The following is a 12,388-nucleotide window of genomic DNA, read 5'->3' as shown; positions in this document are numbered from 1 at the left end:
AAGTCAGTCTTTTCTCATATTTAAATTATTGAAAAACAAAAACATAAGAGTAATGTCAAAAGTTACAGGTAAAGTTGCACAAATAGTAGGTCCAGTTATTGATGTAGAATTCGCTGCTGGTTCAGAGCTTCCAAAGATTTATGATTCGTTAGAAATTAACAATCAAGATGGTTCTAAATTAGTATTAGAAGTACAATCTCACATTGGTGAAGATACAGTACGTACTATTGCTATGGATTCTTCGGATGGTTTAAGCAGAGGAACAGAAGTTCATGCTACAGGTGCTCCAATTCAAATGCCAATTGGTGAAGATGTTTATGGACGTCTTTTTAACGTTATTGGTGATGCTATTGATGGATTAGGAGATTTACCTAAAGCTGGTGATGCTGGTTTACCTATTCACAGACAAGCTCCAAGATTCGAAGATTTATCAACATCTACGGAAGTTTTATTTACTGGTATTAAAGTAATCGATTTAATTGAGCCTTATGCAAAAGGTGGTAAAATTGGTTTATTTGGTGGTGCTGGTGTAGGTAAAACAGTATTAATCCAAGAGTTGATTAACAATATTGCAAAAGGACACGGTGGACTTTCTGTATTTGCAGGTGTTGGTGAAAGAACACGTGAAGGAAATGATTTACTTCGTGAAATGTTAGAGTCAGGTATTATTAAATATGGTGATGACTTTATGCATTCTATGGAAGATGGTGGATGGGATTTATCTAAAGTTGATAAATCTGGAATGAAAGAATCTAAAGCCACTTTCGTATTCGGACAAATGAATGAGCCTCCTGGAGCTCGTGCTCGTGTGGCACTTTCAGGATTAACTATTGCTGAGTATTTCCGTGATGGTGCTGGTGAAGGACAAGGAAAAGATGTATTATTTTTCGTGGATAACATCTTCCGTTTTACACAAGCTGGTTCTGAGGTATCTGCATTATTAGGTCGTATGCCTTCTGCGGTAGGTTACCAACCAACATTAGCAACCGAAATGGGTGCAATGCAAGAACGTATTACTTCAACAAAAAGAGGATCTATTACATCTGTACAAGCGGTTTACGTACCTGCAGATGATTTAACGGATCCAGCTCCAGCAACAACGTTCGCTCACTTAGATGCTACAACAGTATTATCTCGTAAAATTGCAGAGTTAGGTATTTATCCTGCGGTAGATCCATTAGATTCTACATCAAGAATTCTTACTGCTGATATTTTAGGTGATGAGCACTATGCTTGTGCACAACGTGTAAAAGAGTTATTACAACGCTATAAAGAATTACAAGATATTATTGCCATCTTAGGTATGGAAGAATTATCTGAAGAAGATAAAATGGCTGTAGGTAGAGCAAGACGTGTACAACGTTTCTTATCACAACCTTTCCACGTAGCTGAGCAATTTACAGGTATTCCTGGTGTATTAGTAGACATTAAAGAAACTATTAAAGGTTTTAACATGATTATGGATGGTGAATTAGATCACTTACCAGAAGCTGCATTTAACCTTAAAGGTTCTATTGAAGAAGCTGTTGAAGCAGGAGAGAAAATGTTAGCTGAAGCGTAAATTAGTTAATAGTTTGTAGTTGTTGGTTGCTAGTTTTTCCAACAACCATCTACTAATAACAAACAACTAAAAGAATATGTATTTAGAAATTGTATCACCAGAAGCCACATTATTTAGCGGAGAAGTTACTTCAGTAACGGTTCCTGGAGTAAATGGTGAGTTTGAAATGTTAACCAATCACGCACCCATTGTCTCTATTCTTAAAGAAGGACATGTAAAAGTTGCTGGTAACGTTCAATTAGAAGATGAAGTTGAAGCAAAATTCACTAAATCTGATAAAGGCGTTTGGCTAGCAATCAATTCTGGAACACTTGAAATGAAAGATAATAAGCTAATTATTTTAGCAGATTAATTCAATCATTATATAAAATAAAAAGCGCGAAATGAAATATTTCGCGCTTTTTTTATGTCTAATAGTAAAATATTACATTCTTTTTACAGCTTCTAATTCTACTTTCAATTCTTGAAACAACATCATAATACTGCTTAATTTCAATTCCTTTTCATCGTATTCTTGCGTGTTAATACAACATGTAAACTCCCAAATCTCTAAGATATTTTCACGAGGAATTAAATAAGGTTGATACGTTTTATTATCTGAACTTAATAACAAATTCGTAGTATCTCCTTCAGGAATATAAATCCGCTTGTACACCAAACCATCGTCCTTAGTTAATATAATATACGTACGTCCATTTTTAACATCTCTAATATCATCTACAAACTTTGCCACTATAAACGCACCATCTTTTACTGGCAGCATAGAATCTCCTTTAATAGGAAATGCTCTATGTGTGCCTGTGGGTAAAAACGGTAATTTAATTTTTTGAAGTTGCTCTATATATTCTGGGTCATCATAACCAGATAAATATCCTGCCGATGCTTTTGCAGGTATAATTTCAATTAAATCTTCGTTATCTTCATTTACCGTTACCGGAAATAGCACACGCTTGTTCCCTACTTCTATAAAAGAAGTATTTTTTGCTTTACGCAAATCGTTTTTAACCAAAATATCAATAGGAATATCAAAGAAGTTAGATAAGTCTATTAAACGGTCTATTGGTGGCTCAGAACGCCCTTCTTCATAAGACCCAACCATTGAACGACTCCAACTTAATTCGTCTGCAAAACGCTCTTGAGACATCTGTTTTAATGCGCGTAAATGTTTTATATTAATTTGAATAGGCTTCATTGAAATTTGAGTTTTAACATTATTTACTACAAATATAAGCAATACAAACTACATATAGTAGCTAATTTTACAGTCTAGCTTTTTTATTATGTATTTAAATTGTCACACGTATTACAGCCTTCGTTATGGAACCATAAAACCAGAACAACTCCTTGCTATTGCATCCGAAAATGGTGTTCAAACCCTTGCCTTAACGGACATTAATAGTACATCCGCATGTTTAGATGTGATGCGTCTATCAAAAAAATATAGAATAAAACCAGTGCTAGGAGTCGATTTTAGAAATGGTGTGCAACAGCAATTTATTCTTATTGCTAAAAACAATAAAGGCTTTCAAAACATCAATGCGTATCTGTCTAAATTTCTGCATAATCATGATTTGCAAATTCCCGAACGACCAGATGAAAATTTAGACGATTGTTTCGTGATTTATCCATATCAAAACGACATAGATTTCCAATTAAAACCTAATGAGTTTTTAGGCATTACACCTCAAGACCTTAATCGACTTAAATTTTCAAAATGGAATCAATTCAAACACAAACTCGTGGTCTTAAAAACAGTGTCCTTTCAAAATAAAAAAGGATTTAACACACACCGTTTATTACGTGCTATTGCAAATAACACCTTGTTAAGCAAACTTCCAAAGTCTGAAGAAGGCAATGAACACGACAGAATGCTTCCTTATAACGACCTGTGCGAAACCTATTCAGAATTCCCAAACCTCATCAGTAATACTGAGCAGCTTTTAGAAGGTTGTACCACCACATTTGATTTTGAAAATACCACACCCAAAAATCAAAAATGCCTCACTGAAAATGAAACTTCAGATTATACATTATTAAAACAATTGACTTACGATGGCATTCCGTATCGTTATGGCACTAACGTGGAACAAAAAGTATATGACCGCATTGAAAAGGAACTTAGCATTATAAAACAACAAAACTTTGTGTCTTATTTTCTTATCAACTGGAAAATCTTAGAATACGCGCGAAGCAACGATTATTACTACGTTGGTCGTGGCAGTGGTGCCAATAGTATTATTGCTTATTTATTGCGAATTACAGATGTAGATCCTATTGAGCTCGATTTGTATTTTGAACGATTCATCAACCTATTTAGACAAAACCCACCAGATTTCGATCTCGATTTTTCTTGGAGAGACAGAGATGATATTACCAATTACATTTTCAAAACCTTTAAACATACAGCGCTTATTGCGGTTTATAACACCTTTAAATTTAAAGCTTCGGTACGTGAATTAGGGAAAGTTTTTGGCTTACCAAAAGCTGAAATGGACAAATTAACTCGAGGAAAATATAACATTAATCAACTCGATAAGCTCTCGCAATTAGTTATTAAATATGCAACCTACATTCAAGGATTTCCTAATTATTTAGGGATTCATGCTGGTGGTATTTTAATTTCAGAACAACCTATTCATTGCTATTGCGCCACATTTATGCCACCAAAAGGTTTTGCCACCACACAATTTGATATGGTGGTTGCCGAAGACATTGGGTTGTATAAATTCGATATTCTGAGTCAGCGTGGCTTAGGAAAAATAAAAGAAGCGGTAGAAATTATTGACGAAAATTACAGCGATCAACCGCCTATTGATATTCATGATATAAACGGGTTTAAAAAAGACGAACGCATAAAAGATTTATTACGTAACGCTAAAGCCATTGGTTGTTTTTATGTAGAATCACCAGCCATGCGGATGCTCTTAAAAAAGTTGCAAGTCGATAATTATTTGGGCTTAGTCGCGGCAAGTTCTATCATTAGACCTGGTGTGGCTAAAAGCGGTATGATGCGCGAATATATTTTGCGTTATCGTTATCCCGAAAAACGAAAAGAAGCCCATCCTATTTTGCAGAAAATCATGCCCGAAACCTACGGTATTATGGTCTATCAAGAAGATGTGATAAAAGTCGCACATCTTTTTGGTGGATTAGATTTGGGCGAATCGGATATGTTGCGTCGTGGTATGTCTGGAAAGTTTAGGTCGCGAGACGAGTTTGATAAAGTGAAACAAAAATTCTTTGACAATTGTATAAACGATGGCAAACCCGAAGCTTTAGTGACCGATATTTGGCGACAAATTGAAAGTTTTGCTGGCTATGCCTTTGCCAAAGGGCATTCGGCTTCTTATGCTGTTGAAAGTTACCAAAGCTTATTTTTAAAAGCTTACTACCCTTTAGAATACATGACCGCAACTATTAATAATTTTGGTGGATTTTATAGCACAGAACTCTATGTGCACGAAGCCCGAATGCACAACGGTATCATTGAAGCTCCTTGTATTAATCACTCCTTTCATCAAGCGATTATAAAAGAGAAAACCATTTATTTAGGCTTTATGTTTTTACAATCTTTAGAATCTAAAAACATCAATCGTATACTGAATGAACGTAAGGAAAATGGCATATTTCAATCACTTGATGATTTTATAGAACGAGTTTCCATTTCTATTGAACAGATTTCCATTTTAATTAAAATCAATGCCTTTCGGTTTACAAATATTAATAAACGTGAATTGCTTTGGGAAGCGCATTTAAAAATTAGTAAAACGGTAGTACAAGACGAGGTGATGACACTATTTAAAACCCAACGGATTAACTATAATACACCAGAATTACCAAGTACAGAGCTAGAAAATACTTTCGATTCCATTGAATTATTAGGATTTAGCCTTTGCAATCCATTTTATTTATTAGAAAAACATTCGATTAGTAAGTTACGCGCTAAACACTTAACACAACTAGAAAACAAACTCATTAGCATTGAAGGCTACTTGATCACCACCAAAAATACCAAAACATCGAACGGTAAAATGATGCATTTTGGCACGTTCTTAGATCGTGATGGTGATTTTATAGATACGGTTCATTTCCCTCCTACTGTAGCCAAATATCTATTTAGAGGAAAAGGGATTTATAGCATCATAGGCAAGGTCATGGTAGAATTTGATTGTGTCACTATTGAAGTTTCAAAAATGGAACGCTTGGCCATTATTGAAGATCCACGTTATTCAGTAAAATCTTTGAATCCAACATTTCAGAATAAAAAAAGTTTTCAAGAACACAAAAGAGCCATCGCTCAGTAGGGACAAGTCACAACTTCTCCGTGCCGCGAATTATCCCAAATCAAGCATGAACAAAAACCGCAGCATCGTACACATGGATCTCGACACCTTTTTTGTGTCCTGTGAAAGACACATGGATAGTAGTCTCAATGGAAAACCGATACTCATTGGTGGCACAAGCGACAGAGGCGTTGTAGCGTCTTGCAGTTACGAAGCGCGCACCTTTGGTGTGCATTCTGCCATGCCAATGCGTATGGCAAAACAATTGTGCCCAGAAGCCATTGTGCTTAGAGGTAACTCTGGGATTTACACTAAATTTTCAAATGACGTTACCGATGTGATTAAAGAAAGTGTACCGCTTTATGAAAAAACATCTATTGATGAGTTTTACATGGACCTCACCGGAATGGATAAATTTTTTGGTTGCCACAAACTAGCTTCTGAATTACGCCAGAAAATTATAAGAGAAACAGGTTTACCTATTTCCTTTGGCTTATCGCTTAATAAAACGGTGTCTAAAATTGCGACTGGTGAAGCCAAACCTAATAACGAAATCCGAATTCTCTCTGGTAACGAAAAACCATTTCTAGCACCACTGTCGGTTAAAAAAATTCCGATGGTTGGCAATGTCACTTACAAAGCCTTGTGTGATTTGGGCGTCAAACGCATTCATACCATACAAGAAATGCCCATGGAACTCATGCATAAAGTATTGGGCAAAAATGGCCTTGTTATTTGGAAAAAAGCCAATGGCATAGACAATTCGCCAGTAGTACAATACCAAGAACGTAAATCCATTTCTACAGAACGGACGTTTAATCAAGATACCACAGATGTTGCCAAATTAAAAGGGATGATTGTTGCTATGGCAGAAAACTTAGCCTACCAACTCCGTCGTGGTCATAAACTAACGGCTTGTGTGACGTTTAAAATTCGGTATTCAGATTTTCAGACCTACACACAACAACAACGCATTCCATATAGTGCTATGGACCATATGCTCATTCCTGTGGTCTTAGATTTGTTTAAAAAACTATACCATCGCAGACTTTTAGTACGATTAATTGGCGTAAAATTTAGTCATTTAGTAGAAGGAGGCCATCAAGTGAATCTTTTTGAAGACAACGAAATGCACCTCAACCTAACCAATGCCATGGACAAAATGCGCGAACGTTATGGAGATAGAGTCGTTATGAGTGCTGCAGGATTAGAAGCTAAAACCATTAGCCGTTTTAACCCGTTTAATGGAGAACCTCCTCCTTTATTGGCTAATCGACGACAATAATTTTACTTCGCACCCAACCAAGCCTCACGATTTGCTTTCTCTCCTTCAGATAATTCATCTAAACTTGAAATAGCATAAGACGTATCAGCATCTAAAGTGAGTTTTACAATGCGTTGCTTTCCGAAGCGCTCGTAAACCACAACAACGGTTTGATTCGGTTTTACGGTGCCTAAAATTTTATTTAAGTCTGATGTTTCATTGAGTGCAACACCATCAATTTCAAGTAATTTATCTCCTTTTTCGAGTCCTGCGGTATAAGCTCCAGAACCGACTAATGTATTACTTGTAATCACTTGATTGTTCAAACGCAATCCAAAAGCAGGCTGTGCTGTGTTTTGTTGCAACTGAACACCAACCGTTTTAAATAAGGTTTCAAAATCTGGCATGCCGCTTTTATAGATATTATTATTGAAAAATTGATCTCCAAATTCAGCACCAGCATAGTCGTTTAACGCTTGCTGTAAATCTGCAATGGTATAATAGGTTTCTGTCTTTCCGTAGGTGTTCCAGACTAATGTCATATAATCATCCAGATTCAAGTTTTCTGCTCTAAGCGATAAATCTAAAGCCAAACCTAGCATACTTCCATAAGAATAATAAGAGATAAATGTATTATCGCGATTGATATCATCCACCGAACGTGCCGCATCTACAAACGGAGCTTGGTAGCTCATTTCAATAGGATTAAAAAACTGTCGTCCTGGCGAATTCCACACGTAATTAAAAGTTCCTGTCAATCCTTTTATATAATCTTCTTGTGCTATAATTCCTGCTCTAGTTAAGGTTAAATCATCATAATAACTTGTAAACCCTTCAGCAAACCAAAGCTCACCACTCATGTTAGCTTCTTCAAAATTAAAGGGCTCTAAACTTTGTGGTCGTATACGTTCTACATTCCAGCAATGAAAAAACTCATGAGATACTGTTCCTATATTTCGATCGGCTCCATCAGCTAAACTTCGCGTGCTGGTGACGATAGTAGAATTTCGATGTTCCATACCATCTCCTGTAGCATTAGGAATATAACAACCTAAAAACGTGTATTCTCCGTAATCGTAAGTTGGTAATTCACCAAAAACAGCTTTTTGTTGTAAGATTGTTTTTTTGACCTTTTCAAAATAGTCATCAAACTCTGCTGCGGTGCCATTATGGTGCAATGCAAAATTGATTTTTTGACCATCCACCTCAAACGAACGTACCATATGGTCACTAATCTCAGTTGGACTATCCATAAAATACTGTAAATTGTCAGCGAAATAGCTGTTATCTTTTAAGTGTTTTAACTGTGTCTCCACTTTCCAGCCTAAATCTTCGCGTGGTTTAAATTCAATGTTGAAAGTGTCATTCTCCAAACTCGGAGCATACATAAAGGTCGCTGGCATATTAAGATGCGCATGCGTTTCGTCTATTTGCGCATAAGTGCCATCACCATGGTTAGCGTATAAGGTATAATTGACTATTATAGTGCCATCGTGATTGTTTACGTTCCAAGAATACGGATCTGGACGTGTCGTTTCTAAAACATTACCCTTCCCATCTGTAACCTTTACGTTATAAACATTCTTAGCAAATTCGTGAATAGCGTAACGTCCTGGTGAACTTCTAGACATTCTAAATGTGGCTTCACCAGATTTTAAACCTTTGAAAGTGGCCATGATTTCAGCTTCATGATGCACTGCATTTTCAAACGAAATGATATAACTTGAACTTCCACCAATTGTTAATTCCGTTTCAGAAGTTGTATCATCTTTACAATTCACTAAACATAAAAATGACAGTAATAAAATTAGGCTTCGCATCTATTCAATTTTTTAGACACCCAAGATACTAATTTTTAAAACCTTTTAATCCTCTACGTATTCTAATATATCACTAGGCTGACAGTCCAAAGCTTTACAAATGGCTTCTAAGGTTGAAAACCGAATAGCCTTAGCCTTTCCCGTTTTTAAAATGGACAGGTTGGCGGTTGTGATCCCTACGAGTTCTGCAAGTTCGTTACTCTTCATGCCGCGTTTGGCTAATATGAGGTCTAAGTTGACTACTATGGACATGGTTATATGGTTAAATCGTTTTCTGCTCTCAAATTCTCACCTTCTTTAAAAATCTCTGCCATAATAAAAGATAAAAGGATATAAACTATGGGAGTTAATGATATTTGCGATACTGTTTGCACTCCACTTTCAAATCGAAATACCGTATAACTTATAAGAATTGTAATCACAATTATATAGACCCCAATCTTCCTAAACAGCTTTGCATTACGACTACTAAAGGTATGTAATGTTTTAACAGATAACATAATGGTCTCGAAAGCCCTAAGTATAAGAAATATTAACAACGCAATAAAAATGACTTTAAAATAATTGATATACAAGGATACAGTTTTTAATTTTCCAAAAGTATATGGTTTTAAATCATAATTACCACCCTTCGTATCATCCTTCCAAACCGATGAACCAATTGTCGAAAAACCTATAATACCGGGATTAACCTTTAATACAATCTCTTGATCTGCAAAAGTGTCTTTATCAATTTGAGCATATATAAATAAGCTCGTAATACCTATGGTAGCAATGATCAATATGATTTTCAATAGCCTAGTCACCCAAATCGCGGTATTTAAAAGTGTGTTTTTAGTCATAATTATATCGTTAAATCGTTTTCTTCTTTTATAGCCTTAGTATCTTTAAAGACTGTACTCATTAGCATTAAAAACAATCCCATCGCAATTATCAATAAATAGACCAATGTTTTTTCACTTAAACCAAGTATAACTTGCCGTTTATAGAACATATTACCAATCTCATCAATCAACCATAAAGCGACTGAAGAAAAAACCATAAGTTTCCCCGAATTGAACATGCCATTTGTAAGTTCGGTATTGTAAAAATCATTTTTTAATAACAACTTGGTCGCCTTTCTTAATTTCAAAAGCGCATCGACAAAAACAGCATAAACCAAAAGCTCTAAAAAAGTAAAAATATAAAGCAGTTTTTCCGTTTTAAAAGTTAATGCATCATATTTTAAACCGATAAAATCTTGTTTTATACCCAAGAGAATCATTGCTAGTATGAAAATCCCTATACCAATGCTCATTAGAATAAGGAAAATAATAACATTTAGTATCGTATAAAGTGTTTTTGCAGAATTCATAATTATCGTTTTACGATAACAAATATATAAAAATTATCGATAAACAATAATAAACTATTAGAAAAGATAATTTTAATATTAGACCTCGCAGATCTTAAAAACCTGACAGGTCTCCACAAGATTATAGTATCTTTACCACATGCAAGATACCTTCGTTACCATAGCCCGATTCCCATATTCTACAGAAGCACAAATTGCAAAAGGACGATTAGAAGCAGATGGCATTGAAGTCTTTCTAAGAGATAATCTTACCATAGACACGGATCCTTTAGTGAGCGAAGCTATTGGAGGTGTAAAATTAAAAGTACTTGCCAAGGACGAAGAACGAGCGCGAGCCATTTTAAAATCAATTAAAGCCTATTCTGTAGATGACAATGGGAACCCTATAGTTTGTCCCAATTGTAAAAATGAACATATTGAAATGTACACCACCATTAATAGTTTCAAATCCTTGATGTCATTTTTAATTGGTCTCTTATTCTTCACATTACCTTTTAGTGCACGCTACCAATATAAATGTGAGGATTGCAACACTGAATTTCCTATTAAAAATTAAGCACCTTATCATAAGCACTTTTCAAAATTTTAATCACAATTTCTAATTCGTCTTCATTTAAATGTCCAAAACCAAAACGAATAGCACACGTATTTTTATCTTGATATAAAATGGTTTTAGGTAAGAATAAATCTAGTTTCTCAGCTTCCTCAGCCAATTTCATTAAGGATATGGTTTTATCAAATTGCAACCATAGCGCCAAACCACCAGAAGGTATTTGCCATCTAATGATATCTTCAAAATAATAATCTAAATAATAGCATAATCGATCTCGACGTTGTTTGTAAGTGACAATGTTTTTTTTCTTTAGACGGTCTATTTCTCCTTCAGAAATAAGTTCTGAGAGCATTTGCTCTTGTATTAAATCACCTTGTTTATCTAATAGTTGTAAATAATTTTTGGCCTCAGAAATTAAGTTCTCTGGTCCTACCACAAAGCCTGTATGAAAACTCGGAAATAAAGATTGCCCTAATTTACCCAAATAAATCACCATTCCATTAGCATCTGCACTTGCCATAGGTAACATGGCAGAACCAGTAAATTGAAAATCATAATCGTAATCATCTTCTATAATGGCAAACCCATAGCTTTTTGCCAATTGTAATAATTGCAAGCGTCGTTTGGCACTTAACGTCTGTGTGGTTGGATAATCTCTATTGGTACTAACATAAACACATCGTATTCTATGCTTTACAAAATGTTTCTTTATATAGTCTACATCTAATCCTTCATTATCTACAGGTATTGTCCTTATAGTTGCACCTACTTGCTGAAATATCATATTAGAAGCATAATTACTTAATTGCCCAACCAACACCAAATCATCTTGTTTAATGAGCAATTGAGAGACAATATAAAGACTCATTTCTGTACTGCGTGTACTTAATAAATTATTAGGTTGTATATGAAATCCTCTCGTAGCATTTAAATAATTACTAAGCTGTATTTTAAAAACCGAAGGTGTTAATGCAGATGCTCTGTTCCATTTGTTTATTAACGGTTTCCGCTTCATAGCAGCACTATACCATCTCGAAAATTGATGTACGGAATGCAGACGCAAATCTGGTTTACCATCGTTAATCGTATATTTTGCTGTCGTTTCTTCTGCTGTAGAAGCTAGATTAAATGATTTCTGAAAAGGAAAACCCGCAACTTTAGAGTAGACATACGCATGATCTAAATGTTTAGTAGCCGCTTTAATTTTTGCTGTAGATGCTTCAGGTACCAAAACAAAAGTGCCTTTATTAGGTATAATGTCTACCCAACCTTGAGATGCCAATTCCTCATAAACAGCAACTGCTGTATTTCTATGCACATTTAATAACTGACTTAAAACACGAGTTCCTGGCAACTTACTGCCTTTTTCTAAATAACCACGTTGTATGGCATTCATTAATTGCTGTGCTACTTGGATATATACTGGCTGTACTATACTTTTATCAAATGTAATAAGCTGTTTTAGAATTTGATTAACCGGACTATTCATTGTTTTAAAACTGGACTACTTTAATCGTCCGGAAAGTTACGACATTTGCAACGTTAAACACATA

Annotated in this window: 11 protein-coding genes; 5 read left to right on the top strand and 6 right to left on the bottom strand. The window is 35.1% G+C overall.

Features of this window, described 5'->3' with window-relative positions:
- Positions 1–52: 52 nt before the first annotated feature.
- On the top strand, positions 53–1,561 hold the full coding sequence (gene atpD / locus ACJJVO_RS13485) for a F0F1 ATP synthase subunit beta (protein WP_405575004.1): 1,509 nt from the start codon (positions 53–55) through the stop codon (positions 1,559–1,561).
- A 76-nt stretch (positions 1,562–1,637) separates the two neighbouring features.
- On the top strand, positions 1,638–1,913 hold the full coding sequence (locus ACJJVO_RS13480; RefSeq protein WP_405575002.1) for a F0F1 ATP synthase subunit epsilon: 276 nt from the start codon (positions 1,638–1,640) through the stop codon (positions 1,911–1,913).
- Positions 1,914–1,985: 72 nt separating this feature from the next.
- On the opposite strand, the gene ACJJVO_RS13475 is transcribed toward ACJJVO_RS13480, so the two are convergent.
- Positions 1,986–2,753: an XRE family transcriptional regulator gene (locus ACJJVO_RS13475; RefSeq protein WP_405575000.1), complete on the bottom strand. Its 768-nt coding sequence runs from the start codon at positions 2,751–2,753 to the stop codon at positions 1,986–1,988.
- A gap of 88 nt (positions 2,754–2,841) precedes the next feature.
- On the opposite strand from ACJJVO_RS13475, the gene ACJJVO_RS13470 reads away from it, so the two are divergent.
- Both ACJJVO_RS13470 and dinB read left to right on the top strand, forming a co-directional pair.
- The gene (locus tag ACJJVO_RS13470; RefSeq protein WP_405574998.1) at positions 2,842–5,865 is read left to right on the top strand and encodes a DNA polymerase III subunit alpha; all 3,024 of its coding nucleotides are present in this window, start codon (positions 2,842–2,844) and stop codon (positions 5,863–5,865) included.
- 46 nt (positions 5,866–5,911) lie between these two features.
- Positions 5,912–7,129 carry a DNA polymerase IV gene (gene dinB / locus ACJJVO_RS13465; RefSeq protein ID WP_405574996.1) on the top strand — a complete coding sequence of 406 codons (1,218 nt, stop codon included), beginning with the start codon at positions 5,912–5,914 and terminating at the stop codon, positions 7,127–7,129.
- Between the two features lie 2 nt (positions 7,130–7,131).
- Here dinB and ACJJVO_RS13460 read toward each other — a convergent pair whose 3' ends face one another.
- From ACJJVO_RS13460 to ACJJVO_RS13445, 4 genes are read right to left on the bottom strand one after another with little or no spacing between them, the layout of a single operon-like run.
- On the bottom strand, positions 7,132–8,928 hold the full coding sequence (locus ACJJVO_RS13460; protein ID WP_405574994.1) for a M61 family metallopeptidase: 1,797 nt from the start codon (positions 8,926–8,928) through the stop codon (positions 7,132–7,134).
- Between the two features lie 45 nt (positions 8,929–8,973).
- Positions 8,974–9,180, bottom strand: a complete 207-nt coding sequence (locus tag ACJJVO_RS13455) for a helix-turn-helix domain-containing protein (RefSeq protein ID WP_405574992.1) — start codon at positions 9,178–9,180, stop codon at positions 8,974–8,976.
- A gap of 2 nt (positions 9,181–9,182) precedes the next feature.
- Entirely contained in the window at positions 9,183–9,770 is a 588-nt protein-coding gene (locus ACJJVO_RS13450) for a DUF2975 domain-containing protein (protein ID WP_405574990.1), read from the bottom strand.
- 2 nt (positions 9,771–9,772) lie between these two features.
- Positions 9,773–10,282 (bottom strand): hypothetical protein, encoded by a 510-nt coding sequence (locus ACJJVO_RS13445; protein ID WP_405574988.1) that lies wholly within the window; start codon positions 10,280–10,282, stop codon positions 9,773–9,775.
- A 139-nt stretch (positions 10,283–10,421) separates the two neighbouring features.
- Here ACJJVO_RS13445 and ACJJVO_RS13440 point away from each other — a divergent pair, with 139 nt between their 5' ends.
- Positions 10,422–10,838 (top strand): DUF2007 domain-containing protein, encoded by a 417-nt coding sequence (locus ACJJVO_RS13440; protein ID WP_405574987.1) that lies wholly within the window; start codon positions 10,422–10,424, stop codon positions 10,836–10,838.
- On the opposite strand, the gene ACJJVO_RS13435 is transcribed toward ACJJVO_RS13440, so the two are convergent.
- Positions 10,828–12,324, bottom strand: coding sequence for a PLP-dependent aminotransferase family protein (locus ACJJVO_RS13435; RefSeq protein ID WP_405574985.1), 1,497 nt, complete (start codon positions 12,322–12,324; stop codon positions 10,828–10,830). The genes ACJJVO_RS13440 and ACJJVO_RS13435 overlap by 11 nt on opposite strands.
- Positions 12,325–12,388: the final 64 nt, after the last annotated feature.

It is taken from the genome of Winogradskyella sp. Asnod2-B02-A, from assembly GCF_045063645.1.
Lineage (GTDB): Bacteria > Bacteroidota > Bacteroidia > Flavobacteriales > Flavobacteriaceae > Winogradskyella.
Note: the sequence above shows the minus strand (reverse complement) of the source record. Positions and strands in the feature narration are given on the sequence as shown.

Coding starts and splice junctions, on each gene's coding strand:
- ACJJVO_RS13460 (WP_405574994.1), bottom strand. CDS start 8,928: ATGCGAAGCCTAATTTTATTACTGTCATTTTTATGTTTAGTGAATTGT.
- ACJJVO_RS13440 (WP_405574987.1), top strand. CDS start 10,422: ATGCAAGATACCTTCGTTACCATAGCCCGATTCCCATATTCTACAGAA.
- ACJJVO_RS13450 (WP_405574990.1), bottom strand. CDS start 9,770: ATGACTAAAAACACACTTTTAAATACCGCGATTTGGGTGACTAGGCTA.
- ACJJVO_RS13445 (WP_405574988.1), bottom strand. CDS start 10,282: ATGAATTCTGCAAAAACACTTTATACGATACTAAATGTTATTATTTTC.
- dinB (WP_405574996.1), top strand. CDS start 5,912: ATGAACAAAAACCGCAGCATCGTACACATGGATCTCGACACCTTTTTT.
- ACJJVO_RS13470 (WP_405574998.1), top strand. CDS start 2,842: ATGTATTTAAATTGTCACACGTATTACAGCCTTCGTTATGGAACCATA.
- ACJJVO_RS13480 (WP_405575002.1), top strand. CDS start 1,638: ATGTATTTAGAAATTGTATCACCAGAAGCCACATTATTTAGCGGAGAA.
- ACJJVO_RS13455 (WP_405574992.1), bottom strand. CDS start 9,180: ATGTCCATAGTAGTCAACTTAGACCTCATATTAGCCAAACGCGGCATG.
- atpD (WP_405575004.1), top strand. CDS start 53: ATGTCAAAAGTTACAGGTAAAGTTGCACAAATAGTAGGTCCAGTTATT.
- ACJJVO_RS13435 (WP_405574985.1), bottom strand. CDS start 12,324: ATGAATAGTCCGGTTAATCAAATTCTAAAACAGCTTATTACATTTGAT.
- ACJJVO_RS13475 (WP_405575000.1), bottom strand. CDS start 2,753: ATGAAGCCTATTCAAATTAATATAAAACATTTACGCGCATTAAAACAG.